A 26,911-nucleotide genomic window follows, 5' to 3' on the forward strand; every position below is an offset into this window, starting at 1 on the left:
CAAACCGACCCCGGAAAGGACATTTTATGATCACTTTGCACACCACTTACGGCGATATCAACATTGAACTGGATTTTGACAAGGCGCCCAAGTCCGCCGCCAACTTCCTGCAATACTGCCGCGACGACTTCTATACCGGCACCATCTTTCACCGGGTAATCAACAACTTCATGATCCAGGGCGGCGGCATGACCCCGAACATGGATCAAAAAGCGACCCGTGACCCGGTAGAAAACGAAGCCGACAACGGCCTCAAAAACGACACCGGCACCCTGGCCATGGCCCGCACCATGGATCCGCACTCCGCCACTGCCCAATTTTTCATCAACGTGAACGACAACGACTTCCTGAACTTCCGCTCCAAGGATGCGCAAGGTTGGGGCTACTGCGTTTTCGGCAAAGTCGTCGAAGGCATGGACGTAGTCAACAAGATCAAGGAAGTTGCCACCGGCAGCAACGGCTTCCACCAGGACGTACCGACCGAAACCATTGAAATCACTGGCGTATCCGTTTCTGACGCCTACGCAGACAAGTAATCGGGCCGAACGGGCGGAGCAAAGTAACCAGTGGCGACCTACCTGATTTCAGACCTGCACCTGGACGAAACCCGCCCGGACATAACCCGGGCCTTTTTTGCGTTCCTCAAGGGTGAGGCGGCCAATGCCGAAGCCCTGTACATCCTCGGCGACTTTTTCGAAGTATGGATCGGCGATGACGACGATGCCCCCCTGGCTGACGAAGTTGCGCGCCAACTCCGCCAATACAGCGACAAGGGGACCGCCCTCTACCTGATGCACGGCAACCGGGACTTTCTACTGGGCGAAGACTACGCCCAACGCTGCGGAGCCACCCTGCTCCCGGATCCAAGCCTGGTCGAGCTGGCCGACAGTCCGGTCCTGCTGATGCACGGCGACAGCCTGTGTACGCTGGACCAGGAATACATGGCCTTCCGGCAACAGGCACGCAACCCGCAATGGCAGCAGGCGCTGCTTGCCAAGCCCCTGGAAGAGCGCCGCCAGATCGCCGCCCAGATTCGCGCCGTCTCCAAATCCATGAATAGCCGCAAGGCGGAAGACATCATGGATGTGACGCCGGACGAAGTGATGGGGGAAATGCGCAAGCATCAGGTCCACACCCTGATTCACGGCCACACCCACCGCCCTGCCCGCCACCCGCTGACCATCGACGGCCAGGCCGCCGAGCGCATCGTGCTGGGAGACTGGGGCGACCAGGGCTGGTGTATCCGCGCCGAAAAAAATGGACTTGAACTGATCCACTGGCCCACGGCAGACTAGCCCAAAGCGAATTGACCATCAGCGCGCCAGGGATCAGGAGCCAGCCATTTGTCACCATTGAAAACGCTGCACAAACGGGTATTGATACTCGGTGGATACGGGGAATTTGGCAGCCGCGTTGCCGAAATGCTCGCCACTGAACCCGATATCCAGATCCTTATTGGCGGCCATGACCGCTTCAAAGCCGAACTCCTCGCCAACCGCCTGCAACAACAATATCCCGATGCCAATATCGAAGGGTTGCGACTAGAGCACGACTCGATCAATCTGGCAGCACAGCTGCGCGGCCTCAACCTGCTTTTACTGATTCACTGCGCCGGCCCATTTAAGGCGCAGAGCTTCCATGTGGCCAATGCCTGTATCGAGAACGGCATTCACTACCTCGATATCGCCGACAGTGCCGACCTTGTGTGTGGCATCCGCGAACTGGACGCCGCCGCTCGCGCGGCCAACTGCAGCGTAATCAGCGGTGCGAGCACCCTGCCCGCCCTCAGTTCGGCAGTCATCGCCGCCCTCAGCCCCAGTTTTTCAAAAATTCACAGTATCGAGATCAGTATCGCACCCGCGCACCGAATTCGCCGCGGACTGGCCACCGTGCGCTCCGGACTGGAATCCCTGGGCCAAAAGTTCGGTACCCCCCGCAACGGCGCACCCATGAGCACATACGTGGGCGATGAACTCCGGAAGGTCGAGATCGGCCACCCGGTCGGACCTCGCTGGGTGTGCAACTTTGAGGTCCCGGACTTGCACCTGATCCCTGAGCTGCTGCCTCAGGTTCAGGACTTGCGCTTCGGTACCGGAGTACAGCCAGCCCCCCTCCAGTTTGGACTGGCGCTATGCGCCCGATTGGCGCGACTGGATTTGCCCGCTTATTTCCCCGCCCCACGCCCGCTGATGGCCCGTATCGGCCATTGGCTGGCTGCACACTGGCCAGGTGGCAGTGACCACGGCGGCATACAACTGGACATCACCGGATTCAAAACTGAGGAAAGTGAAGCGACCGGTGAGAGAGCGAAAACCCAGGGGGCATATCGCTTACGCTGGGAGATTCTGGGACTGAATGGTGACGGCCCCTGGATACCGGCGGCGCCTGCCGCGGCCATGGCGAGAAAAATAGTGCGGGGTCACTATCGCGCCCCCGGCGCCCGCCCCTGTTGGACACTGATAGATCTGGAAGACATTCTTGAAGAACTGGCACCGCGAGCGGTAGTGAGCAGCGTCAGCGGGATCGAATAGACCATACCCAAAACCCACACCCCAAAACCATGCCCAAAAATCAAACCCAATAAAAAATGCCGCGAGGAGTGCTCTACAGAACTCCTCGCGGCATTTTTACTGCGCTCTAGGTGTCACCATCTCTGATAACAACCCTGGCACGGGTTTTACGGCACCACTTAATATTCAGCGCCGTATTATGACAAGGACCGGTTAGCTGGCAGCAGCTGACAGGCCGCCAGTGGCTCCTGAAGCCGGTACTTGCAGTGCCGCCTCAGCCGCCTTAAGCGCCTCACTCCGATCCGCGAAGCTGCTATTGGCTGGCACGCGTCCGTTCAGGCCCTTGAGCACCTTTTCCACCTCTTCATTCATCCCTGCGAGGAATAGCTGCTTGCCACTATCCCGAGCATCGGAGGCAATGGTTTCCACCGCCATGGCAGCCGACAGGTCCAGGAACGGCATTGCAGAGAAGTCCAGGATCAACACCTTGGAGCCTGACGCACTCTGCTCGCGGACGTGGTGACCGAGATCGGCCGCAGCGCCGAAGCTCAGAGGCCCGCTGAACTCAAACAGCGCGATACGGTCGCGATTGCGCTGCAAAATTGCCTTGTCTTCTTCACTGTCGAGATGCTCAGGCAGGTTGCGCAGACGCTCGATCTGCAGGCTTGCCACCTGCTTCACGTAAGCCAGGGCTGCCAGCACCACACCAACACCTACTGCAGTAATGAGGTCGACAAATACGGTCATCCCCAGCACCAGCACCATCAGCAACAGGTCCCAGCGAGGACCCTGGTGGGCTCGCTTCAGGTATTTCCAGTCAATGATGTCGAGACCGACTTTCACCAGAATACCGGCCAGTACTGCCTGAGGAATATTTTCGGCCAAAGGTCCTAGCCCCAGCGCTACCGCCAGCAGCACCAGCGAGTGCACCATGCCGGAAATGCGGGTCTGGCCACCCGAACGGATATTGACCACAGTCCGCATGGTGGCGCCGGCACCGGCAATACCACCGATGAAGCCCGCCGCGGCATTACCAATACCCTGCCCGATCAGCTCTTTATTACTGTGGTGCCGGGTGCGCGTCATGTTGTCCGCTACGAGCGAGGTCAGCAGACTATCCAGCGACCCCAAAACAGCCAGGATAATGGCGGCCTCGACAACCAACATCATCTGGTCACCACCAAAAACGGGCATATGGAGTTCCGGCAAACCGGTGGGAATACTGCCGAGAACAGGTACGTTCAGCGCAAAGAAGGCAACGACGGTACCCACCACCAGCGCAGCCAGCGGCGCGGGTACAAAGCGCCCCCATTTTGCCGGCCACAGGTAAACCATCGCCAACGTGGCGAGGCCCAACAGCAGGTTGGCAGGGTGAATATCCGACAGCGCCTCGGGCACATTACCCAAGGCACCAAGAGTCCCACTAGGGGAGGCATGCCCCAGCAACGGGTTCAACTGCAGGATAATAATGATCACACCGATACCGGTCATAAAACCGGAGATCACCGGGTAAGGTACCAGCCGGATATAGTGGCCGACCCCAAGCACGCCAAAGGCGACCTGCAGGGCCCCCGCCAGAATCACCGCGGTAAAAATCAGGGAAGCATCGCCGGACAGACTGGCAAACAGCCCCGCCAGCACCACCACCATCGGACCGGTTGGCCCGGAAATCTGCGGGCCGGTACCGCCAAACAGCGCGGCAAAAAAGCCCACGGCAATTGCACCATACATACCCGCCATAGGGCCGAGACCCGAGGCCACGCCCAGGGCTAACGCCAGGGGCAGCGCAACAACACCGGCGGTAATACCGCCGGTGATGTCGCCGCGCAAATTGGTTAAATCAAACTTCATGACAGCTAAACCTTCTTGAAACTACTCAACTTCCCTGCAAAAACGCTACCAATCCAGGCGATAAAATATCGCGCGACAGAGTTTTGGCGCCTCAGGCGCCACAAGCTCCACCGGTTACCGCTTCTGGCAACTCACCGAACAGGGAGCGGTAACGCTCTTCCATCGGCTTGAATTCGCGAGTCTCTTCGTCGAAGCACAACACCTCACCACTACCGATGTTGTACACCCAGCCATGCAGGGTGATTCCACCATTGGCGATACCGTTGGCTACCGCAGGGTGGGTACGCAGGTGTTGCAGCTGCTGAATGACGTTTTCCGTGGTTACTTCGTCCAGGTGATCAGTACACAGATCACCGTGACGACCGCGCACCACTTCCGTGGCAGAACGGCAGTGGCCCAGCCACTCCTTCACGTGCGGCAGGGTTTCCAGTTTTTCCGGCGCAATCGCGCCCTTCATGGCACCGCAATCGGTGTGACCACAAACCACGATATGGGACACACCCAGTGCCGCCACGGCAAATTCGATCGATGCCGTCATGCCACCCGTCTGGCTGCTGTGGGGAGGAACGACATTGCCGGCGTTACGGCAGATAAACAGTTCACCCGGCTCGGTCTGGGTTACCAGGTTCGGGTCAATACGGGAGTCCGCACAGGTGATGAACAAGACTTCGGGATTCTGGCCATCCGCCAGCTTAGAAAAACGCTCCTGCTTTGACGGGAAGACTTCCTTCTGAAACTTCGCTACGCCAGAAATTACATGTTCCATGAAAACTCCTTACTGAATAACAAAACTGGGCAATCAGGTTCGAATCCATTATTTTGTGATAGTTCAATAAGTTAAAATACCATTTGCTGATAATGCTTGGTTATCAAAGTCACCTGGAGCCCCCATGCCAAAAAGCGTGAACCCCCCGAGTTTCAAGCAGCTGCAGTACTTTGTGACCATTGCGTCACGCGCAAGTTATCGCCGAGCGGCGGAAGAACTGGGGGTCAGCCAACCGGCACTCACCACTCAGATCCGGGCACTGGAAAGCACCCTCGGCCTGTCACTGTTCGAACGCTCCCGGTCCGGCACACTACTTACGCCGGAAGGCCGGGACTTGCTGGATCAGGCGCGCCAGTTAATCCTCGCCATGCGCGAGTTTTCCGCCAAAGCAGAACTGATCAGCCAGGGGCACCAGAGCACGTATAAACTTGGGGTACCCCCGACCCTTGGCCCGTATCTCCTGCCGAATGTACTGCCCGCACTGCACGCCAAACACCACAACCTCAAGCTTTATGTGCGCGAAGGCCCTCCCCGGCTGCTGCTACAGGGCCTGGCGGACGGGACCTACGATATTGCGATAGTCCCGCTCCCGGTGACCCGGGATGACCTAGCGGTAGTACCACTATTTACCGAGCCACTGAAATTTGTAGTACCCGCAGACCACCGTCTCGCGGGCAAAGCCCAGGTGACGCCCTCCCAGCTGCGCGGAGAAAAGGTATTGACCCTGGAAGACCAGCATCACTTTCACCATCAGGTACAAGAAATCTGCGAGCGTCTCGGCGCCCATTTGCAACGAGATTACGAAGGGACCAGCCTGGACACTCTGCGCCAGATGGTGGTGATGGGACTGGGCGTGGCTTTTCTGCCAGGACTATACGTGCATTCTGAAATGCACAATCCGGAAGCGCTTCATGTCAGTGAGCTGAAGGCGAAACCCATTCGACGGCAGCACGGCCTGGTGTGGCGCGCCAGTGCGCCGGCCCGGCATTTTTACCGGGAACTGGCGGCGCACCTGCGGGAAATTATTGAAGACAGATTGGGGGATGTGGTCACCGTAAACCGCTGAGCAACGGCGTCGCTACATCACCGCTAAACCACCACTATGCCAACCCCGGTACGCCACTGTGAAAGCGGAACTCTCCGTCACCGCCCTGGATCAGCTCGCGCTCCACTTCCAGCAAAGACTGCACTCGCGGCGCGATATCTTCGTCAGTCGCCTTTTGCGCAAGGGTGAGGTAATCCCGAAAGTGTCGCGCCTCGGATTTCAGCAGTGACAGATAAAACTTCTGCAATTCCTCATCCAGGTGCGGCGCAATGCGCGCAAACCGCTCGCAGGAACGTGCCTCGATAATGGCGCCACAGATCAGCGTATCGACAAGGCGCCCGGGTTCCGCACTACGCACCTCGCTGCGTAATCCCGCGGCATAGCGGGACGCACTCACGTGGGGGTACGCGATCCCCCGCTTTTTCATGAGCGCAATCACCTGCTCGAAATGCCGCAACTCTTCCCGCGCCAGGCGCGACATCTTGTTGAGCAACTCGAAATTGTCCAGATACCGAAACATCAGATTCAGCGCTGTGCCCGCGGCCTTTTTCTCACAGTTCGCGTGATCCACGAGCATCATTTCCGGCTCCGCGAGCGCGGCCTCAACCCATGCATCCGGTGTCGGGCACAACAGAAATTCGTGAATGGCAGAAAGATCGGGCACTTCGTTAGACATGGGCACTAGCGCTAATTGGTGGTCAGAGACAACAGCGGGTGAGCCGGGCGACCATCCGCACACGCTCCCACTGCAGGGCGCGCATTATAGCGCCCCCCCCCGCAACTGGATAACCGGGACGGCGGCACAGGAGCAAGTTTGTGTGGCGGCTTAGTCACGATAATTTGATAACGGCGTAATAAGTGGATTAATATTTATCCTCACATTCTCTTTAGGCCAGCAAAATTGTCCCACGTCGCCAACACCGAACTTACACCAAAGCAATTGCCAGCCCTCTTGCAGCAGCTCCCGGAAGCGCTTGATCAGCTACACCGGCGCGCCACTGAGCTGCAATCCGCGCTGGAGGCCATTCAGCAGAGTGACCGCCAATGGGAGAGTTACCTGCTACAACCCGGCTTCGCCCGTGACGCTGCGCTAGCACTGAACCAGGACTTCGATGCCCCCTTCCGCCTCGCGGGATCCCTCTTCGCCTTGCTGGATTACAGTGAGGGTTCCGAGCTGAGCGACGCCCGGCAGACGCTACAGATCCCCGGCGTACTCGCCGTTCCGGGCAAGGTCATCGCGGTCGCCCAATCCCTGAATGAAGCCAAGGGTGCTTTTCAGCAACTTACCGGCGACATCAAAACCTGCCTGTCCGACCGCCCTACCCTCGAGCGCAACGAGCGATTGCGCGACGCCCTGGCAGACGCGGGTCACCCGCGCACTCATCTGCGCCAGAGCTACCGCCAGATACTCTTGTGCCCACACCGACCAGACGCGATTGCCCTGAGCTGGATCAAAGCCCGTAAATCGATACGCAAGGTCACGGCGGACTGGTGTGAAAAGAAGCTGATCCAATTGGACCCGCAAGGACTGGATTCCGGTATTCAATACCAGCGCCAGTTACTGGCAGGACTGCACCCCAGCCAGCATCAGCTGTTGCGCCAGGTCCAGGTACAGAGCCGCCCTAACCTGCAGGTGGCAGAAATTTTTTACGATGAAGGCGAAGTTAAAGGTGCTGTTAAGGGTGAAGTGACTGGCGAACGATACCGCCAGGTTGGCTATTCCGCGATGCCGGTGTTGGTAGAAAGCGACGGGCGACTGCCAGAACACACTCGGGTTGAGCACGAGCCGCCAGTCAGCAGACGGCGGCAGCGGCGCGACTTGAAAATATCCACTGAACCATTTCTGCCAGCGTTACGCGTACACCTGCACACCGGCAATTAATACGCTTACGTCTCCGGATCCGCCAGAGGTGCCATCAGCTTGAGGGCCCGCTCAGCGCTATTCCGGCAATCACGTAACAGCGCAGCATGCTCGGCCTCAAGCGGTGACACAACATCACCCTTGAGCAAGTTTTCAAGGTCCATCTCAGACCGAATACGCTGGCGAACCACGCCAGCTGCCGCATCTTCGGAAAACAAGGCTTCAAATTGCTGACGAAGCTGCGCCGCCGCCTCCAGATCCCGGTCCGGCTCACTTGGCAATTCACCGGCGGCACGAATCAAATCCGCCACTTTCAGCGCAAGCGCCTCGCGCGCACCCGCCAGCTGCTCGCACACCTGACATGCCGGCGACTCACCGAGAAATTCTGCGGCAAACCGGTAGTGATCCGCACTTTCCTGCAAGGCAAGATGCAAGTCGTTAAGAGCCACCTGAACATCGCTGCGGAAAATACCCATCTGTGTTTCACCGTTTCAATAAAGGAGAGCCTGACGGCACCACCACGTTCAGGGCACCGGGCTTTACTGAGAAGTGCGCCGGAGTCTCGCTGACCGGCTCGCCATCGGCATGGATCGACATCGGTTTACTGCCAGTGGAAATCCGGATGTCACGACCTGACGCAGCGAAAGTTCGGCGCGCAATATCGTGGCGCCCTCCACGCAGTAATGGCGCCAGGGTCAGCAATTCCCAAAATGTTTGCGGACGCAGACTGTACAAATGCAGTAGATCGTCATCGATGGTCGCCTCCTGGTGCACAATATTCCCGCCGCCATAAAATCGCCCGTTGCCAACCGCCAATTGAATCGAGCGCATCACACGACGCTCGCCATCGATCTGCAGCTCCACCCTGAATTGACGATGCCGCGCAAATGCGGACATCAGCGCTTTCAGATAGCTGAACACCCCCCAGCGCTGCTTTACTTCCGGTGTCAACTCTTCGGTCACCTGCACACCCAGGCCGAGGTTTGCGACATTGAAAAACACATGTTCATTGACCACGCCCAGGTCTATCTCGGCGGTGTGTCCATCACAGATGGCAGCAATTGCCTGCTCGACGCTTTCGATCGCGAGCGACCGCGCAAGATCATTGGCAGTACCGAGAGGAAGTATGGCAAAAGGTAACTTACACTCGAGCAACGCTCGTGCGCAGGAGCTGATGGTGCCATCACCACCACCGATGATTACGAGGTCAACGTCATTACACCGCTGACAGATGATCTCGCAGGATTGCGCCGCAGACTCCGAGATCACTGGGCTCAGCTGGATACCCGCCGCTTCGAGTCGCGCAAGCCCGGCATCCAGATTTGCGCTGTCCCCCTGGCGGCTACCCGGATTGCGAATCAACAAAGCGCGACGATAAACGTCAGATTGTGGGCTGATGGCGCGACTCCCTGTATTCAACCATCGGGGCAAACGTTAAGGTACCGGGCTCAGGCAGTCCTCAGCCCCGGCGCGACAAAGCGCAGGTAATAAGACTCAGACAGCGCATAGAAATCCTCGTCGATCCGGCGACGCACTTCTTTCAGCGGTACGCCTCGAGCGCTCGCAGTGGGTGCGAGTCCGTATTCGGAAGGGTCCTTGATCTGGCTGGCACCGGCACGCAGCAACTCGAACACCCAGCAATAGGGGTTCTCGTCTTCATTAAACCGAATCTGCTGGTGGCGCAATTGGGAGAACAACAGGTTGCGATCGATAATTTCCAGCTGACTGCGGACGGCATTTGCAAGATAACCTTCACGACGCTCGGCGATAATGCGCCGCTGCTCGTCAGAATAGCCATTCCAGTCAATGACTTCATGGGCAAAGCGCTTACAACCCCGGCAGACGTTATCGCCAATCCCGGTGGAGCAGACCCCGATGCAGGGCGTGCGCACTTTCTTATATATCGCCATGAAGCTGGAATACCTTGTGTTCTTTTGCCGGCTGCGACCGAGGTTTCTGAAGGATCAGTCGAATAAAAATCAGTGTGAAATCGTGCCGCAGAGAATAGCATTTTTTGCAGTGGATTTTCCCATTCATAAGATGGATACAACCGGCCGCAAGTGCGATTAATTCTCACTTCAGAAACGCTCGCTTTGCGACCATTATTTATTTTATGAATGGTGAAAATTCGCGTAAGTTATTGATTTTTCAACGAACTTAACAGGGATATCTGTTTCATTGTAGAATTCGCCACCCGTTTCCAACGGCCACTGATCTACACGTACCGTCCGGTCGAGAAGAATTCGCCCTACCGGACTTCACAACGCTGTTGGTTTTACCCCACACACAAGAGGGACATTTCCGTGCTTGAAGCCTATCGCAAACACGTCGCCGAGCGCGCCGAACAAGGTATCCCACCCAAGCCGCTGAACGCCGAACAGGTTGCCGGCCTGGTAGAACTGCTGAAAAACCCGCCCGCGGGTGAAGAGCAGGAACTGCTGGAGCTGATCACCAACCGCGTCCCGCCGGGTGTGGACGAAGCGGCTTACGTTAAAGCCGGTTTCCTCACTGCGATCGTCAAGGGCGAAGCAGAGTCCCCGCTGGTCGACAAAGAACACGCGACCAAACTGCTGGGCATGATGCTGGGCGGCTACAACATCGCCACTCTGGTTGAACTGCTGGACGACAAAGATCTGGCCGAGCTGGCCGGCGAGCAGCTGAAAGGCACCCTGCTGATGTTCGACGCCTTCCACGATGTGGAAGAAAAAGCCAAAGCCGGCAACGAAGTGGCCAAGGCTGTCATCCAGTCTTGGGCCGACGGCGAGTGGTTCACCAAGCGCAACAAAGTGGCCCAGAGCATCAAGGTTGCCGTCTTCAAGGTGACTGGCGAAACCAACACCGACGACCTGTCCCCGGCTCCGGACGCCTGGTCCCGCCCGGACATCCCCCTGCACGCGCGCGCCATGTACAAAATGACCCGCGACGGCCTCACGCCGGAAGAGCACGGCGTTACCGGCCCGATGAGCCAGATCGAAGAAATCCAGGCCAAAGGCATTCCCGTTGCCTTCGTGGGTGACGTAGTCGGTACCGGTTCTTCCCGTAAGTCCGCCACCAACTCCGTACTGTGGTTCTTCGGCGACGACCTGCCGGGTGTACCGAACAAGAAAGGCGGCGGCATCTGTATCGGCGGTAAAGTCGCGCCGATCTTCTACAACACCATGGAAGACGCTGGCGCGCTGGTATTCGAAGCCCCGGTTGACGACCTGAACATGGGCGACGTGATCGAGATCCGCCCCTACGAAGGCAAGATCCTGGCCGAAGACGGCAAGGTTCTGTCCGAGTTCGAACTGAAGTCCGACGTACTGCTGGACGAAGTTCAGGCCGGTGGCCGTATCAACCTGATCGTTGGCCGCGGTCTGACCACCAAAGCCCGCGAATCCCTGGGCCTGGGCGCTTCTGACCTGTTCCGCCTGCCAGAGCAGCCGAACGACACCGGCAAGGGCTACACCCTGGCGCAGAAGATGGTTGGTAAAGCCTGCGGTATGGAAGGCGTCCGTCCGGGCACCTACTGCGAGCCGAAGATGACCACCGTTGGTTCCCAGGACACCACTGGCCCAATGACCCGTGACGAACTGAAAGATCTGGCGTGTCTTGGCTTCCAGGCTGACCTCACCATGCAGTCTTTCTGTCACACCGCGGCATATCCGAAGCCCGTTGATATCGACACCCAGCACACCCTGCCGGACTTCATCATGAACCGCGGCGGTGTTTCCCTGCGCCCGGGCGACGGCATCATCCACAGCTGGCTGAACCGCATGCTGCTGCCGGACACCGTGGGTACCGGTGGTGACTCCCACACCCGTTTCCCGATGGGCATCTCCTTCCCGGCCGGTTCCGGTCTGGTTGCATTTGCCGCTGCCACCGGCGTCATGCCGCTGGATATGCCGGAATCCGTACTGGTGCGCTTCAAGGGCGAAATGCAGCCGGGCATCACCCTGCGTGACCTGGTACATGCGATCCCTTACTACGCGATTCAGGAAGGTCTGCTGACCGTCGAGAAGAAAGGCAAGAAGAACATCTTCTCCGGCCGCATCCTCGAGATCGAAGGTCTGGACAACCTGACCGTAGAACAGGCATTTGAGCTGTCCGACGCCTCCGCCGAGCGCTCCGCCGCTGGCTGTACCATTAAGCTGCCGGAAGACTCCATCGCCGAGTATCTGCGTTCCAACATCACCCTGCTGCGCTGGATGATTGCGGAAGGCTACGGTGACAAGCGCACCCTGGAGCGTCGTGCACGCGCCATGGAAGCCTGGCTGGAAAAACCGGAACTGATGAGCGCCGACGCCGACGCAGAATACGCGGCTGTGATCGAAATCGATCTGGCGGAAGTGAAAGAGCCGATCGTGTGCTGCCCGAACGACCCGGACGACGCCAAGCTGCTGTCCGACGTAGCCGGCGACAAGGTAGACGAAGTATTCATCGGCTCCTGCATGACCAACATCGGTCACTTCCGTGCCGCCGGTAAACTGCTGCAGCAGCACAAAGGTAGCATCTCCACCCGTATGTGGATCTCTCCGCCTACCAAGATGGACGAGCACCAGCTGATGGAAGAAGGCTACTACAACATCTACGGCTCCGCCGGTGCACGCACCGAGATGCCGGGATGCTCCCTGTGCATGGGTAACCAGGCGCGTGTAGCCCCGAACAGCACCGTGCTGTCCACCTCTACCCGTAACTTCCCGAACCGCCTCGGCGACGGTGCCAACGTGTACCTGACCTCCGCGGAACTGGCCTCCGTAGGCGCCATCCTGGGCAAACTGCCGACCCCGGCGGAATACCAGGAATACGCCCAGAACCTGAACTCCATGTCTGCGGAAATCTACCGCTACCTGAACTTCGATCAGATCGAAGACTTCCAGAAGTCTGCCGAAGAAGGTAAGCGCATTGCCGCGACCGAGATTCAGGATGTTGCGATTTAAGTGACAGGCTGAGGTTCAGAAAGCCCCGCTCGGAAGAGTGGGGCTTTTTTGTTTTTACTCGGTCAACTTAAACCTGCCACCCTAATTTTTGTAAGACGAAAGATACTCAGGAAACACCATGGAATTGAGCTGGGCCATCAATAGTGGAACAGATCCCTTTGCGGCAGCGGTAGGGGATCACACGCAGTACACCATCCATTTTTCCGAATTCAATGGCACTTCAGATAATGAAGTACAGCAGGCAATCAACGCGTGTGTCGATAGGGCCTGCGAGCTCTTGGAGAAAAATATTCGGGACGATTCCCGGTACCTTCTTTTTGAGTGGGATGTGGTCTACTCGATGCTGACGATCGTCGTCACTGACGACGCGAAAGAAAAAGATTCGCAATATGTGGTGAAGTGTCAGCTGACAGCAATCGACAAAAAGCTAACTCCTGAAAATACTCAACCGAATAGTGAATGGGAATCTCGGGTATCAGAATTTGCCGAGGATGTTCAATACTGGATCAAAGATTACTTGACCACCTGCGCACCGTTTTTGAACTATTCCTTGATTGCCGCATTCCACCGGGAATCCAGAGCATCTTGCACGCTACTGTGAAAGATCCAGACTACCTGGGGTCGCTCCGACCATCCCTCATTCTCTACCTGCCCCACCGCCCTGGGGGCCTGGATGAGCTGATAAATGCGCCCGATGCCCAACGGTTGATGGCAAACAATTCCAACCACTGGCGAAAAATTGTGACGCTGCTGGCCAAGGTTGCCAGCCCTCATGAGGAGTGGCGTAGCTTCAGGGATGATGTTTTATTCGAGCACACGGCACTGTGCTTTAGCGCGCGCCTGCAGGAATTGGACGCGTGGCACTGGATTGGAGGGAAGGACAACTTGCAGCGCTTCACCATTGATGGCCTCAATGCGAAGCCTCTGCGAGCGGCGCCAGACGTTGCCCTCGATCGTGAAAAGCAGATACTGCTGACACCCTACCCCGACTACCGCCAGCTCAGCAATGCGACGGTAACTAAGATCCGGGAGGCGCTGGATCGCGCGGGTTTCTATGCCAGGAATTTATGACGGAAATTTATGACGGGAGTTAAGGACTGCTTGTGAGTACAGCCCCGGGGCATCTTAGGCAGAACGGGGGCGAAGCGAACGTTCGCCCTGCCCCCCACTTCCTCAGCGGCGGGAAAGCGTAGATCCGCGAGCATCCAACCCGGCCAGAATGGCCTTCATTTCGTCCGCCTCGTCTTGGGCTTTTTTGGCTTTGGCGGCGGCTATGCGCGCTTTTTCCGCCTCGATACCCGCTTTGATTGCACGCTCTTTGGCAGCACTGCCGGTGCGACCGGTGGCCAGCTTTTCTTTCACGGGCTTAACCGCTTTTGGCTTGTTAGCTGCGCTGGCCGAAGGTTTTACTCGGCTCACGCGGGTCTTTGGCTTGGGGGCCAGTGCGGATTTGGTGGTACCGGGTTTCACCGTTTTAATGCCAACAAGACTCTTGGCATTCAAAGAGTCCAGCGCTTCTTCCACCAGCTCCTGTAGCTCCATACGGTCTTCGGCAACGGCGAACAGGCTTGGGGTAAAGGCGCTTGCACCGAACTTCTTGAGTTCTTCAAAGAAGGGGTGATCGATTCCCAGTGCAACGGCGGACTGGATCTGCTGAAAACGGGCTTCCGGGGATACCCCGTCGCGCGCGGTGCCCACCCATACTTGATCCGTGTCTTCATTGGTCAGGGTAAATACGATCATAGAACTTCAGTCAACCTCTTCGAACTCAAATGCCCGGGTCGATGGTGAATCGCCTGTTCACCAAAATATGACCCGCCAAAAGGCCGCGCATTCTAATGATTTAAAAGTAAAAGTGCAGACTTGACTTGCGGATCTCTCTCGTTACATTTGCGCGGGAATATTTATCACTGCAAATCCATGAATCTCCCCTATTTCCTCGGCTGCCCACAATGGCAACACCCGGCGTGGAACCCTCGATTGCCGGCGGGCTCCACGCCACTTGAACGCTACAGTCAGGTGCTGAATTGCGTGGAAGGTAATACCACGTTCTATGCAACCCCGACTCAGGCGCAATGCGCTCAGTGGCGAAGCCAGGTCTCTGAAAACTTCCGCTTCCTGCTCAAGTTCCCGCGCAGTATCAGCCACGATCAGTTGCTGGCGCCGCCGGAGAAAGAGGTGCGAGACTTTCTGGAGATTATTTCCCCCCTGAACGATGTGCTGGGCCCCTTTCTACTGCAATTACCGGCCACCTTCGGCCCCCAGCACCTGGGCAACCTGTGGCGTTTTATAGATCAGCTCCCGGCGCCACTGACCTGCACCGTTGAGGTTCGCCACCCGGCATTTTTTCAAAAAGGTGACGCCGAGCGGGCACTGAACCGGGGGCTGCGTGAGCGGAAGGCTGCCCGGGTGTGCCTGGATAGCCGCGGTCTGTTCGCGGCAAAGGCGGACAGCCCCGCGATCATTGACGCCCAGCGCAAGAAGCCCAATGTACCGGTGCACCTGTTACCGGTGGATGCGCCGCCGGTCATTCGCTATATCGGCCATCCGGTACTTGAGAGCAACGGCGAATACCTGGCACCGTGGGTAGAGCGTGTCGCCCAGTGGATCGAACAGGGCGTGCGGCCTTTTGTATTTATCCATATGCCCGACAATGGCGACGCGCTGCGTCTGGTCACACTCTGGAGCGAACTCCTGAATGCCCGTTTGCCAGAAGCTCCCGCCCTGCACTTCAACGAAAAACAGCCCCAGATGGGGCTGTTTTAGAGGCGTTAAGGCACAGAATCTCAGAAGGTATAGGTAATCGCGGCAAATCCCTTGAGTACATAGTCGTCACCGACAATCGGACTGTCTGAAATATCGCCTCCCTGGTATTCGGCGTTTATATCCAGAACCAGGCGCCAGTGCTCGGTAATTTCCAGCATTCCACCGATACCCGCCTCCACCGTCACGGTACTGCCTACGTCATACGCTGGACGCCCGGGCAGCACGGCCCAGGTCGGCACACCAAAATCGTAGTTAGCCAGGTCGCTGCTGAGCCAATTCAGGCCGAGCGAAGGTCCCCAGCTGACATTGCCAGTCTGGAAACCCCGCGATATCCGCAGCTCTGCAGTACCGCCGCCAAATCGGTCCAGTACATCGTGCTGATAGCGAAAATCCACGTCGATTCGGTTGGGGCCGTCGTAAACCAGCCCTACACCGGCCATAAGGGTGCTATCCCGGTCCCCCAGCCCGACCAGTATCGGACTGTCGTTTTCTTCATAAGCGCCGACCCGGTAAGTGGCATTGACCGCGAAACGGAAGGTGTCACTACCCCAGAGCCCGTAGCGCAGGCTCGGGCCCACCCACTGCAGGCGTTCGCCAAAGTAAGTGATGGCAGGGATTACCTGAGTAACCGCGGAGTCTGAGCCCACATAGGGGCTGCTGCGGCCAATAACGCCGAGGCCGACTCCCCACTGACCGGATTCACCCAACACCTGGTACAACTCAATCTCTAGGGGTTTGGTTTCGCTTTCTGACAGGGAAAAGCTCGCCCGCTGGAAACTGGGCGGCCCCTTCGGGCGGTAGCCGTTAGACAGACCGATTGGCTCTTTGGGGATGCCAATAAAGGTTCGGTCTAGGGCCTGATTGTTGTTGCGATCGGCATAGACCAGCAAGGCCACGGCGCCGGATGGCAATCCGGTAAGCCGGTAGATGCCTTCCGGGTTCACCGGTAAGCGGGACTCGGTCCGTGGGCTGCGGAAATCGCCGAAGGCATCTGGGTTGTCGTATACCTGAAACACCAGGGTGCCATCTGCAGGCGCATTCAAAACCCGTATTTCCAGCTCAGCGCCACTGGCACCCGCAACAAATAACAGAGAGCAAATTAAGCAAAGTCTGACTGTCAGTTTTTTCATCTACGCCGTCACGTCCGTTCAAGAATTCAAGCTAATCATACGCAAGCAGGCTGCCACTGGATCATCACCCCCATCAGGCACCTGCCATCCTGCTTATCTATTCAATGTCAGGTTTCCCCTTCCAAATACAACAACAGGCGACCCTTGGGCCGCCTGTTGTTCACTGTTCGCACTTGAATTGATGTGCGGTGCGTTGCGCTGCCTAACTCAGTCAAAACGATCCAGGTTCATGACTTTAGTCCAAGCTTCGACGAAATCATTGACGAACGCCTGATCGGAATCTTCCATGGCGTAATACTCTGCGACTGCGCGCAATTCCGAGTTTGAACCAAAGATAAGATCGACCGGAGTCGCGGTCCACTTCACCTTGCCGGTTTTGCGGTCCTTGCCTTCGTAAATACCGTCACCTTTCGAAGACTTGGACCACTCGGAATCCATGCTGAGCAGGTTCACAAAGAAGTCATTGGTCAGGGTTCCGGGCTTGTCTGTAAGTACCCCGAGCTTGGAGTTACCGGTGTTAGCGCCAAGGGCACGCATACCACCCACGAGTACGGTCATTTCAGGCACGGTCAGGGTCAGTAGATCTGCGCGATCCACCAGCATTTCTGCCGGCGATACGGAGTTACCTTTGCCATAGTAATTGCGGAAACCGTCGGCCATTGGCTCCAGCCAGCCAAAAGATTCGACGTCGGTCATCTCGACGGTTGCATCGGTTCGACCTGGTTTGAATGGCACATGCACATTGTGCCCGGCCTTCTTCGCTGCCTGCTCTACAGCCGCGTTACCGGCCAGCACGATGGTATCTGCCAGTGAAACCTGTTTACCGCCAGACAGGGACTTGTTAAACCCTTGCTGGATGGATTCCAGCTTGCCCAGTACTTTGCCCAATTCCTGCGGGTTGTTCACCGGCCAGTCTTTCTGGGGGGCCAAACGAATACGCGCCCCATTGGCGCCACCGCGCATATCAGAGCCACGGAAAGTGGAAGCTGAAGCCCAGGCGGTCCGCACCAGCTCCGGTACGGTAAGTCCGGACGCCAGAATTTCGCTTTTCAGCTTCAACACATCCCGCTCGTCCAAGAGTGTATAGTCGACTACTGGCACAGGATCCTGCCACGACAAATCTTCTTTGGGCACTTCAGAGCCCAGATATCGCGCCTTGGGCCCCATATCCCGGTGGGTCAGTTTGAACCAGGCCCGGGCGAAGGCATCTTCCAACTCTTTCGGGTTGTCCTTGAAGCGCTCGGCAATCTTGCGGTAAGCGGGATCTTCCTTCAGTGACAGATCCGTTGTCAGCATGATCGGTGCGTGACGCTTATCTTTGAGATGCGCGTCCGGCACCATGCTGGCGGCATTCGGATCGGTGGGAATCCACAGCGTGGCGCCTGCAGGGGTTTTGGTTTGCTTCCACTCAAAGCGGAACAGGTTATCAAGGAAGTTGTGGCTCCACTGGGCCGGAGTGATGGTCCAGGCGCCTTCAAGGCCACTGGTAAAGGTATCTTCCGCATTACCCTTGCCGCATTTGTTTTTCCAGCCGAATCCCTGTTGTTCTATCGGGGCTGCGGCAGGCTCCTTGCCAACGCAATCGTGCTTGACCGCACCATGGGTTTTACCGAAGGCATGGCCACCGGCAATCAGCGCGACCGTCTCTTCGTCATTCATGGCCATACGACCAAAGGACAGGCGAATCCGCTCTGCCGCCGATTTCGGGTCGTGGTTGGCACCCGGGCCCTCCGGGTTTACGTAAATCAGGCCCATTACCGTGGCCGCCAGTTTGCGGTCAACAAGGTCTTTGCCCTTGAAGCGCTTTTCATAATCCAGCATCTGGGTTTCCGGACCCCAATAGACCAGCTCCGGCTCCCAGTCATCCTCACGACCACCGGCAAAGCCAAAGGTCTTGAAACCCATGGATTCCAGCGACACGTTACCGGTTAGGATCATCAGATCCGCCCAGGAGATGGACTTGCCGTACTTCTGCTTGATGGGCCACAGCAATCGGCGGGCCTTATCCAGGCTGACGTTATCCGGCCAGCTGTTGAGCGGATCAAACCGTTGCTGGCCGCCGCCCGCACCACCGCGGCCGTCACCCACGCGGTAGGTACCCGCGGCATGCCATGCCATACGGATCATCAGCGGGCCGTAGTGATCGTAGTCCGCGGGCCACCAATCTTGGGACGTGGTGAGCACCTTCTCGATATCTTTTTTCACCGCATTCAGATCAAGACTGTTGAATGCTTTGGCGTAATCAAAATCCTCTCCCATAGGGCTTGAGGTTTTGCTGTGATCGCGCAGTGGTGACAGGTCCAACTGATCCGGCCACCAGAAACTATTGGGCTTGGGTTCGCCGCGCGCGGGTGCTTCCTGTGCCCACAGGGAAACACTGGCGGAGAGTGTCGCCACTGTCATCGCAATGGCGGTACATAAGGGAATCGCTTTTTTGATCATTGGTGTGTCTCCTGAGAGAAGTCAGCGAGTTGCCTGAAACTGGTTAGTTCTGACTATAGGCACTGACACAAGCACTGAGCGCGCAAGAAAAGCCATCCTGCGCCAACAAATGCCGTACAACTAGATATATCGGAAAGTGCCGCCCCATCGATAAACAGCACAAATTAGCCTTATTGTTTTTGCTTATTCGTTGAGATGGTTCTCTTCAGTCCCGTCGCTTCTGATGCCCCTCCGCACGATTACTACACTAGCGAGATACCTTTTCCGATCTTCCTTTATGTGGTTAACCAGATTCCTTGCCTTTGCCCTGCTTGTCATTTCCTCAGTCAGTACAGCCAATGAGCCTGCTGAGGCAAGACCCATTGCGGTTGAAGCGGTCATTGCGCAGAAGCAACCGCTTGTCGAGGAAGTGCCCGTCACCGGCACCATCAATCCACTGCGACAGGCACTGCTGTCGGCGGAAGTTGCTGGGCTGATTCAGGATATTCACTCCGATATTGGCGACCGGGTTAAAAAAGGCGACCTGCTGCTTACGCTTGACCCGGAGCTCAGCGGTATCAGTCGAGATGCCGCGCTGGCTGAGGTCGCGCGTGTTAGAGAAACATTGGCAGACAGCCGCCGACGCCTGGCGGAGCTGGAAAGGCTGGTGGGCGACAATCATGTGGCGGAAACAGAGGTGGAGAGCCTTGGCTCGGAAGTCCGCGAGCGCAGCGCGCAGTTGCAGGCGGCACAGGTAGAAACCGAGCGGCTGAGCGCCCTGCTCCGGCGTCATCAGGTCAACGCACCCTTCTCCGGCACCATCAGTCTCCGTCAAATAGAAGTCGGCGAATGGGTAGAACCTGGCACCGGCCTGTTTGAGCTGGTGGATACGGATTCCCTGCGCGCGGATTTCCAGGTGCCACAACGCTACTTTTCCCGGATTCAGCCGCAGACGGGTATTCGGGTGACGCTCGACAGCGGTGACACCTTCACGGCCCGGGTGGAACACAAAATCCCGATCAGTCGCAGTGGCAGCCGTACCTTTCTGCTGCGTACCATCGTTGCCCGTGGTGCAGGGGGGGAGCTTCCGAGCTTGATTCCCGGCATGTCTGCCTCCGCGGTGTTGCAGCTAAAAAATCACAAGCAGGGCATTGCCGTACCCAGGGATGCGGTACTGCGCTACCCGGACGGGCGCATTACAGTTTGGGTCACCGCCCCCGGCAGTGACTGGGAGCAGCCTGTGGCAGTAAAGGAGCAGCAGGTGACCACCGGTCTCAGCTTCAATGGCATGATCGAAATCCAGTCAGGGTTGGAAGCCGGCCAGCGGGTCGTGGTGCGGGGTAATGAAGGCCTGCAGGCAGGACAGAAGGTCATTCCCAAACGGGCGCCAATTACCGCTGCGGGAGCGGACGGAAGCTGATGTTCGAGTGGATCGTCAGAAATGGGATTCTGGTGACGGTAGTCGTGCTGATCATCGCGATCCTCGGCTTGGTCGCGGCCTTTCGCATCCCGGTGCAGATGATTCCAGACCTCGAAGTGCGCACCATTTCCATCCGCACCAGCTGGCCCGGCGCCACACCGCAGGATATTGAAAAGGAAATCCTGATCGAGCAGGAGGAATACCTGCGCAAGATACCCTTCACAGGATTACAGGTGGTTCGTTATCCCGCCAAATTGAGAATTTCAGTGCCATAAAGTCGCAAAAAACCCCTATTTTTACAGTGTTTTCGCGCTTTACCCACATTTTCCCGCCGCTTATACTCTGCCAGAACAGACCAGCGCCAAACAGGCCCAACGACTACCTAAAACTACCTAATTGACTACCTAATTTTGAAAGGTGCCCCCCCGGCAGCAGCCACTGCCAAGGGGGCAGCCACCAACGATCAGAAGGGGATCGCCAATGGCAAAGAAGAGTGTATCGGAAGACAAACCCAATCGCGTAGTAACTACCGACTTGCAGATTGCCCGCCTACCGGCTGAAGACGGCCAGCCGATGTACAAGGTCAACGGCGTCGAGTATCTGTATGTGCAAGTGGGCAAGCGCAGCAAGACGTTCTACGCCCTGTTGCCCACTGGCAAGGAAAGGCTCGATAAGTTCCACCCGCAGGACTACACCAAGGCCAAAGCCGCCGCCGCCATCAAGGTACTGTTGGAAGTGGGCCGGGAAGGTTCGCAGAAATACGATGTACTGCGTGATCAATACCTCGGTGAGTACCTGCCCAAACTGAGCACCAACACCGCCAACAAGACCGCCCGCGTCTTTGACATTTACCTCGACCCCCTGCTGGCCGGTCATAACTTCGCCAACTTCCCGGTGAAGAAAGCCAATGACCTAATCCGCAGAGTGCGCGACAAGAAACACAAGCACCCGGAAACAGGCAAACTGTGCGGTGGTCATGGCCCCGCCGCGAAGGTGGCGACGCAGTTACGCAACATGGCGGACTGGTTCAAGAAGGAATTTCACACTTCCCACCCGTTCGAGAATATCGACAACAGCCACCTCAATATTGAATCCGCCATTCGTGGTCGCATTCTGTCCCGCCGTGAACTGCGTATGGTGCAGGAAGCACTTGAACAGAGCCGCACCGCAGAGCGCACCAAAATCGCCATCTATCTGTTGATGTCACTGGGGGTTCGCACTGGTGATTTGCTGATGGCCGAATGGCACGACTTCAGCGCAGACTTCAGCTACTGGGATCTTCCCGGCTGGAAGCACAAGAGCGGCAAACCCCAGTTGATCCCCATTCCCGCGCAAGTGCGCCCGCTGTTCAAACGCCTCTTTGAGATCACCGGCTTTAACAAGACCACTGCCAAGCGCAGGGACGTATATCAGGATGGCTACTGGATTCTTGGCGACCTGCCCCCCGGTGGTATCGGCACCGCCTTAGATCGCCTGCAGGAAGGGTTCCGGTACAAGACCGGGATTCCCCTGTTGATCCCCGAAGGCGACAAGATCAACGCGCACGACCTTCGCCGCAGTTTCAGTACCTACCTGAACTCAATGCGGGACACCCGCCCGCTTGTGATCGAAAAGCTATTGGGGCACTGCATCAAAGGTATCGCCGCGACCTACAACAAAGCCGGGTATCTGGAAGAGCGCGCTGAATACCTGTCCCGGTATGCCGACTGTCTGGTTGACCCGGAAAAGCTGTTGCCAGTACCTGACAACCGCGTTCGCCCTGACGAAGAGGGTGACGTTATCGACATTGAATTCGAGCGTCTGGCACTACCGGGGGTAGCAGTATGAATTACCACCGCTTTACCACTGGCCGTGAACTGTATACAGAAGAGTCTGGCAAAGGGCCTGATAAGGAACGCTGCGAACCCCGAACCGATATTGAGGACTACCGGGAATTCCTGCAGGAAGTGAAACAGCTACTGCGTGAACGGGAATGGGCACCGCCCCCGCACCGCTTGCAGTGGTCATCGTGGGATGATCAGGCGGAAGCCCTCGCCAACACCCTACTCGGCATGGCCGCCAATGGGCTTGTGATCGCGCATAAACAGAACCACCGGGAACCACTGCCACCCGGCGAAGAACAGGCCAGTGACATTAACAAGACTGCAGAGCTGTCCATTCACATGAGTACCCTACTTCGCGCTATCTGCAGTGACAACAACATACCCATCACCAGCCACCGGGAAGCACTGCCTTCCCTGCTGGCCAACGCCGCATTCGAGTACGCCGGTCTGAGCATCACCGCCCGCAGCCTTCACCTGAAAAAGCCCCGCCACCAAGTCGTTTAAATCCCCTTTCTTCCTTCAATCCGTGGCGGGCTTGTCCCGCCGCCCGTTCTTACTATTTCCCCACAGGTACACGGACGTGGCCTGTCTCGGCAAGTACACCACACAGGGGAAGTGTCATGGGTAGAAATCTTCGATTTGCAGAAGTGCAGGAAAAAGTACCGTTTTCGCGAAGCTGCATTAACGGGAAGATCGCGGAAGGGAAATTTCCAAAGCCGAAATATCTGGGGCGCATCGCCATCTGGAACGAAGACGTTATTGATAAGTGGCTCGAAGAGAACCTGACAGACGAGTTTCCAGATTTTGCCGACGCCAATGCCCCGCTGCAGGCGGCGCAACAGAAAAAACAAAGCGCGTAATCACAGGCAAAAAAAACGCAGAGCGGAAACTCTGCGCAAGGCATCACACTGGATAGATGACCAGATTGTAACCACTGCCGACGCGCCGCGAAACCGCCTCTGCCCCGCACTGGGGAAATAAATAATGACTGACGCAGTACGCCTCAATTTAGAAGAATTGGAAAAGGCAAAAAACGCGCTATTTCATATTCCCGCCGATGATCGTGACGACTGGGTGAATATGGGGTATGCGCTAAAAAGTGAATACGGCGACGCCGCCCGTTCGGTATGGGAAAACTGGTCACAGACTGCCGCTAATTATGACGCGAAAGCCGCCAGTGAAGTTTGGCGCTCAATAAAACCCAATGGCCGCGTCACTATTGCGTCCCTTTTCTTTAAGGCGAAGGAACACGGCTATATCAACGGCGCTGTCCCTGCAGGCAATATCCGCCAGCGTGAACAGCAGCGTGAACAGCTACGGGCACAGGTAGCGGAAAAGGAACAACAGGATCGCGATGACACCGCCCGCCGCGCAAAAAAGCGATGGAACGCCGCGCAAGACCGGGACACGCCATTCAAGTACGAAACCGACAAGGGATTCGACAAGCCTATTCCCGGCACCCGTTGGGACATAAATCAAACCGACGGCACCAAAGTTATCCTGTTCCGCAAACTCAACATGGATGGCGAGGTGCGCAGCCTCGAACGGATCGCGCACGATGGCAGTTACAAAAAGGCCATCTACGGCACCAGTGACCCCGGACTGTTTACCGCCTTCGGCACATTTAAACAGACCCGGTACATTTGCGAGGGCGTGGCCACTGCCTACACCGTACACCTCGCCACCGGGGATCAGGCTTTTTGCGCGTTCGGCCTTGGCAACCTCGAAACGCTGACCGCGAACGTTCGCCAGAAATGCCCCACTGATGAAATTGTTGTCTGTGCCGAACAGCCCGACCCGGACAAATCCAAAACCAACCCTATCGCCCTCGCTCGCGATGTGGCCATTCGTTACAACTGCAAAATCGCGATACCGACACTGACACCCGAAGCCGGTACGGACTTTGATGACCAGCGCAGAGCGCAGGGCCTGCAGGCGGTGACAGCCACCCTTGCCGAAGCGTTCTACCCGGAAGGCGTGGAACCGCCCGAAGTAGTCCAGACACCCCAACCAGATAAACCCGCCCCCTTAGCTGCAGTCCTACTCAAAGGAAGTGAAATCGTGCCCGTTAAACTCGAATGGCTATGGGAAGGCTGGTTGCCCCGTAGCAAATTAATGCTGTTGGCTGGCCCCAGCAAAACCGGCAAAAGTACGCTGTCACTTGCGATTGCCGCCACGATCACCACTCATGGCCAATGGCCAGACGGAAGCCAGTACACCGGGCCGCGCCATGTTGTGTTGTGGTCTTCAGAAGATGATGTGCAAGACACGATAGTCCCCCGCGCTATCGCTGCAGGCGTCGATATGGATTACATCCATTTTGTCGCCGCCGCACACGCCATAGATGGCTCAGAGCGCCCTTTCGATCCTGCCACTGACCTGCCCCAACTGCGCGCCGCCATGCAGCGCGTAGGCGACGTGGCGCTTGTGATTGTCGATCCCATCATAGAGACCGTGACCGGCGATATGAACAAGGCTACAGACGTGCGCAAGAGCTTGGCCCCGGTGGTTGAGATGGCGGCGGTTCAGCGCTGTTGTGTTCTCGGCATTCACCACTTCAGCAAGCACCGCTATGGATCGACCGGGGATCGTGTAACAGGCAGCGGGGCATTCGTTGCGTTCGCACGGGGAACGCTGACCACCGTCAATGACAAAGAGACAAACCGCAAACTGTTATGCCGACCAATGGCGAACCTTGGCCCCTCTGATGGCGGATACCACTATGACCTTGTGCAAACCGTTGTGTGTACGGATATACCGGCACAAAAGGCGCAGTGGGGCGAATTCCGGGCTGGCGATGCCGATGACTTGATGGATCAAGCCGAAAGTGGCGAAAGCACCGATGCCAAGTCTGCCCTGCAGGAAGTGTTGGCAGATGGGCCAGTGCCAGCGACCGAGATATTCGAGCGCATGGAAGGATTGGGATTCACAAAGGATCAGACGAACTACGCACGCCGCAAGTTAAACCTGCAGCCGAAAAAGGATGGCTTCAGCGGTGATCAGGAAGGCAAGACGGGCAAATGGTCATGGTGCCTTGAATGGAAGAAGGAAGATGGCAAGTGAAGAATGCCAATGTGTGTCTGGTGCAATCTTCGCAACTTTTACCACCTTCGCGAAGAAGGTAAAAAGGCCCCAAGAATGTAAAAAAACCCCAAGGTAGTAATAAACACACGTTAGTACCTTCTTGGTACTACCTTCGCAAAACTCACAACGTACCAAGGATGGGACAATGAGTAATCCAAGAACCGCAATCCTCGATATTGCACTTGCTGACCTGCAGGTTATGCAGATTCAAATTAACAACCTGACCGAGCTTGCAGACCTCACCTGCAAAGACGTGGACAACCCTTTCATCTTCCCGGTTGTTGCAGAGATTCACGCAACCGTTGAACGCCTTACTGACCGCGTGGATATGATCGAACGCCATATTCGCCACGTTGAAGCGGAAATGTATACGACCAGTTTCCCCTGCAAGCACGACCCAGAAGAGCTGCACCAGATAATCGCGGATACCTTTTGCAGTGAAGAGGCAGCGAAGCAGATTGTCGAAGACTTCTTCAGTGATGTGGATGACCGGCAGATTAACTAGACAACCAAAGCAAGCAGGCGCATAGTTTCTGGAACCACATTGTGGTTTTACTTCAAACGCTTTCAAGGATGAAACGTTATGAGTGATGCGGTATTGAATGGTGGTGGCTTGCACCCCACCCCTACAGAGGGGGCGGGCGACGCCACCGATTCGGACAATCGACCCGGTACGTTTAAACGCGGTCACGATTCCCGACGCCTTCCCGGTGGTCGCAACAACCCTGCATGGTGGTACGGCCAACAACGCAACGAAATGCGGCACCAGTGCCAGTTGCGCACCGTCAAAGACCTCGAACGCCTCGACACCCTTATCGAAGACGAAGAAACGCCCGCAGCAGTGGTTGTGAGCGCGATTAAGCTGCGCCTTGCGTATGGGCATGGTTCACCGGCAGACGAGGTGAAACGGGCGGAAGAAGAGCGCAGAGCCGATGGCGAAGTCATCGACGTTACTGCCACCTCAACTGCAGACCTGCAGGCAATGCTTGAACGCGAACAGGCGATTGAAGAGGACACGACTACCTAAAACGACTACCTAAAACACCGCTACCAGCCATTTACCCCTATAAATAAAGGCTTTTAGCGACAGGGTGAATACCTAGGATGGGTTCACCCCCTTTCACAAACTGGATAGATATACAGGTGATACGACATGGACTGTTTAAACACCGCAATAAGCCGACAACGCTTGATGGCAAAGCTACTGCGTTTAAACGAGCTGGAAGCCAGATACGACCGTGGGCATGGCGTCGATGCTGAAGAGGCCCCCCCGGTCATCTTGAAATGCGCACTTGAAAGTGCAACTAAGCCCCTA

The 26,911-nt window shown here is 56.9% G+C and carries 26 protein-coding genes; 17 read left to right on the top strand and 9 right to left on the bottom strand.

Annotated elements, in window-relative coordinates:
* Positions 1-26 precede the first annotated feature (26 nt).
* From M0G74_RS08910 to M0G74_RS08920, 3 genes are read left to right on the top strand one after another with little or no spacing between them, the layout of a single operon-like run.
* Entirely contained in the window at positions 27-536 is a 510-nt protein-coding gene (locus M0G74_RS08910) for a peptidylprolyl isomerase (protein ID WP_160153856.1), read from the top strand.
* 30 nt (positions 537-566) lie between these two features.
* On the top strand, positions 567-1,295 hold the full coding sequence (locus M0G74_RS08915; protein ID WP_248216262.1) for a UDP-2,3-diacylglucosamine diphosphatase: 729 nt from the start codon (positions 567-569) through the stop codon (positions 1,293-1,295).
* Between the two features lie 48 nt (positions 1,296-1,343).
* Positions 1,344-2,531 carry a saccharopine dehydrogenase NADP-binding domain-containing protein gene (locus tag M0G74_RS08920; protein ID WP_248216263.1) on the top strand — a complete coding sequence of 396 codons (1,188 nt, stop codon included), beginning with the start codon at positions 1,344-1,346 and terminating at the stop codon, positions 2,529-2,531.
* 192 nt (positions 2,532-2,723) lie between these two features.
* Here M0G74_RS08920 and M0G74_RS08925 read toward each other — a convergent pair whose 3' ends face one another.
* Together M0G74_RS08925 and M0G74_RS08930 are read right to left on the bottom strand one after the other, a co-directional pair.
* On the bottom strand, positions 2,724-4,361 hold the full coding sequence (locus M0G74_RS08925; RefSeq protein WP_248216264.1) for a SulP family inorganic anion transporter: 1,638 nt from the start codon (positions 4,359-4,361) through the stop codon (positions 2,724-2,726).
* A gap of 91 nt (positions 4,362-4,452) precedes the next feature.
* Complete coding sequence (locus M0G74_RS08930) at positions 4,453-5,127, bottom strand: carbonic anhydrase (protein ID WP_248216265.1); 675 nt, start codon at positions 5,125-5,127, stop codon at positions 4,453-4,455.
* Between the two features lie 124 nt (positions 5,128-5,251).
* Between M0G74_RS08930 and M0G74_RS08935 the strand changes: the two genes are divergently transcribed.
* The gene (locus M0G74_RS08935) at positions 5,252-6,193 is read left to right on the top strand and encodes a hydrogen peroxide-inducible genes activator (RefSeq protein ID WP_160153861.1); all 942 of its coding nucleotides are present in this window, start codon (positions 5,252-5,254) and stop codon (positions 6,191-6,193) included.
* A 34-nt stretch (positions 6,194-6,227) separates the two neighbouring features.
* Here M0G74_RS08935 and M0G74_RS08940 read toward each other — a convergent pair whose 3' ends face one another.
* Positions 6,228-6,848, bottom strand: coding sequence for a tRNA-(ms[2]io[6]A)-hydroxylase (locus tag M0G74_RS08940; RefSeq protein WP_160153862.1), 621 nt, complete (start codon positions 6,846-6,848; stop codon positions 6,228-6,230).
* A gap of 276 nt (positions 6,849-7,124) precedes the next feature.
* On the opposite strand from M0G74_RS08940, the gene M0G74_RS08945 reads away from it, so the two are divergent.
* Complete coding sequence (locus M0G74_RS08945; RefSeq protein WP_248216266.1) at positions 7,125-8,054, top strand: hypothetical protein; 930 nt, start codon at positions 7,125-7,127, stop codon at positions 8,052-8,054.
* A gap of 5 nt (positions 8,055-8,059) precedes the next feature.
* Here the strand turns inward: M0G74_RS08945 and M0G74_RS08950 are convergent, their stop codons facing one another.
* From M0G74_RS08950 to M0G74_RS08960, 3 genes are read right to left on the bottom strand one after another with little or no spacing between them, the layout of a single operon-like run.
* Positions 8,060-8,509, bottom strand: coding sequence for a hypothetical protein (locus M0G74_RS08950; protein ID WP_248216267.1), 450 nt, complete (start codon positions 8,507-8,509; stop codon positions 8,060-8,062).
* Between the two features lie 7 nt (positions 8,510-8,516).
* The gene (locus tag M0G74_RS08955) at positions 8,517-9,464 is read right to left on the bottom strand and encodes a lipid kinase (protein WP_248216268.1); all 948 of its coding nucleotides are present in this window, start codon (positions 9,462-9,464) and stop codon (positions 8,517-8,519) included.
* Positions 9,465-9,481: 17 nt separating this feature from the next.
* On the bottom strand, positions 9,482-9,943 hold the full coding sequence (locus tag M0G74_RS08960) for a DUF1289 domain-containing protein (RefSeq protein WP_160153865.1): 462 nt from the start codon (positions 9,941-9,943) through the stop codon (positions 9,482-9,484).
* A gap of 393 nt (positions 9,944-10,336) precedes the next feature.
* Here M0G74_RS08960 and acnB point away from each other — a divergent pair, with 393 nt between their 5' ends.
* The 3 genes from acnB (at position 10,337) to M0G74_RS08975 (ending at position 14,023) form a co-directional block, all read left to right on the top strand.
* The gene (gene acnB / locus M0G74_RS08965; RefSeq protein ID WP_248216269.1) at positions 10,337-12,952 is read left to right on the top strand and encodes a bifunctional aconitate hydratase 2/2-methylisocitrate dehydratase; all 2,616 of its coding nucleotides are present in this window, start codon (positions 10,337-10,339) and stop codon (positions 12,950-12,952) included.
* A 118-nt stretch (positions 12,953-13,070) separates the two neighbouring features.
* Positions 13,071-13,553: a hypothetical protein gene (locus M0G74_RS08970; RefSeq protein WP_248216270.1), complete on the top strand. Its 483-nt coding sequence runs from the start codon at positions 13,071-13,073 to the stop codon at positions 13,551-13,553.
* Positions 13,550-14,023: a hypothetical protein gene (locus M0G74_RS08975; protein ID WP_248216271.1), complete on the top strand. Its 474-nt coding sequence runs from the start codon at positions 13,550-13,552 to the stop codon at positions 14,021-14,023. The genes M0G74_RS08970 and M0G74_RS08975 overlap by 4 nt, the downstream gene beginning before the upstream one ends.
* A gap of 102 nt (positions 14,024-14,125) precedes the next feature.
* On the opposite strand, the gene M0G74_RS08980 is transcribed toward M0G74_RS08975, so the two are convergent.
* Positions 14,126-14,695: a hypothetical protein gene (locus tag M0G74_RS08980; protein ID WP_248216272.1), complete on the bottom strand. Its 570-nt coding sequence runs from the start codon at positions 14,693-14,695 to the stop codon at positions 14,126-14,128.
* Between the two features lie 177 nt (positions 14,696-14,872).
* On the opposite strand from M0G74_RS08980, the gene M0G74_RS08985 reads away from it, so the two are divergent.
* Entirely contained in the window at positions 14,873-15,718 is an 846-nt protein-coding gene (locus tag M0G74_RS08985; RefSeq protein WP_248216273.1) for a DUF72 domain-containing protein, read from the top strand.
* 20 nt (positions 15,719-15,738) lie between these two features.
* Here M0G74_RS08985 and M0G74_RS08990 read toward each other — a convergent pair whose 3' ends face one another.
* On the bottom strand, positions 15,739-16,761 hold the full coding sequence (locus M0G74_RS08990) for a MipA/OmpV family protein (RefSeq protein WP_248216274.1): 1,023 nt from the start codon (positions 16,759-16,761) through the stop codon (positions 15,739-15,741).
* A 294-nt stretch (positions 16,762-17,055) separates the two neighbouring features.
* Positions 17,056-19,290, bottom strand: a complete 2,235-nt coding sequence (gene katG / locus M0G74_RS08995; protein ID WP_248216275.1) for a catalase/peroxidase HPI — start codon at positions 19,288-19,290, stop codon at positions 17,056-17,058.
* A gap of 277 nt (positions 19,291-19,567) precedes the next feature.
* Between katG and M0G74_RS09000 the strand changes: the two genes are divergently transcribed.
* From M0G74_RS09000 to M0G74_RS09035, 8 genes are all read left to right on the top strand, one after another.
* Positions 19,568-20,689 (top strand): efflux RND transporter periplasmic adaptor subunit, encoded by a 1,122-nt coding sequence (locus tag M0G74_RS09000; RefSeq protein ID WP_248216276.1) that lies wholly within the window; start codon positions 19,568-19,570, stop codon positions 20,687-20,689.
* A complete protein-coding gene (locus M0G74_RS09005; protein WP_248216277.1) occupies positions 20,689-20,964 on the top strand; it encodes an efflux RND transporter permease subunit in 276 nt (91 codons plus the stop codon). Before M0G74_RS09000 ends, M0G74_RS09005 begins: the two co-directional genes overlap by 1 nt.
* 205 nt (positions 20,965-21,169) lie before the next feature.
* On the top strand, positions 21,170-22,516 hold the full coding sequence (locus M0G74_RS09010) for a tyrosine-type recombinase/integrase (RefSeq protein ID WP_248216278.1): 1,347 nt from the start codon (positions 21,170-21,172) through the stop codon (positions 22,514-22,516).
* Positions 22,513-23,016: a hypothetical protein gene (locus tag M0G74_RS09015; protein WP_248216279.1), complete on the top strand. Its 504-nt coding sequence runs from the start codon at positions 22,513-22,515 to the stop codon at positions 23,014-23,016. The genes M0G74_RS09010 and M0G74_RS09015 overlap by 4 nt, the downstream gene beginning before the upstream one ends.
* 116 nt (positions 23,017-23,132) lie before the next feature.
* The gene (locus M0G74_RS09020) at positions 23,133-23,372 is read left to right on the top strand and encodes an AlpA family phage regulatory protein (protein WP_248216280.1); all 240 of its coding nucleotides are present in this window, start codon (positions 23,133-23,135) and stop codon (positions 23,370-23,372) included.
* Between the two features lie 124 nt (positions 23,373-23,496).
* The gene (locus M0G74_RS09025; protein ID WP_248216281.1) at positions 23,497-25,575 is read left to right on the top strand and encodes an AAA family ATPase; all 2,079 of its coding nucleotides are present in this window, start codon (positions 23,497-23,499) and stop codon (positions 25,573-25,575) included.
* A 166-nt stretch (positions 25,576-25,741) separates the two neighbouring features.
* Positions 25,742-26,101, top strand: coding sequence for a hypothetical protein (locus M0G74_RS09030; protein WP_248216282.1), 360 nt, complete (start codon positions 25,742-25,744; stop codon positions 26,099-26,101).
* 78 nt (positions 26,102-26,179) lie between these two features.
* The gene (locus tag M0G74_RS09035; protein ID WP_248216283.1) at positions 26,180-26,623 is read left to right on the top strand and encodes a hypothetical protein; all 444 of its coding nucleotides are present in this window, start codon (positions 26,180-26,182) and stop codon (positions 26,621-26,623) included.
* Positions 26,624-26,911 lie beyond the last annotated feature (288 nt).

The sequence above is a fragment of the Microbulbifer sp. CAU 1566 genome (assembly GCF_023156515.1).
Taxonomy (GTDB): Bacteria; Pseudomonadota; Gammaproteobacteria; order Pseudomonadales; family Cellvibrionaceae; genus Microbulbifer.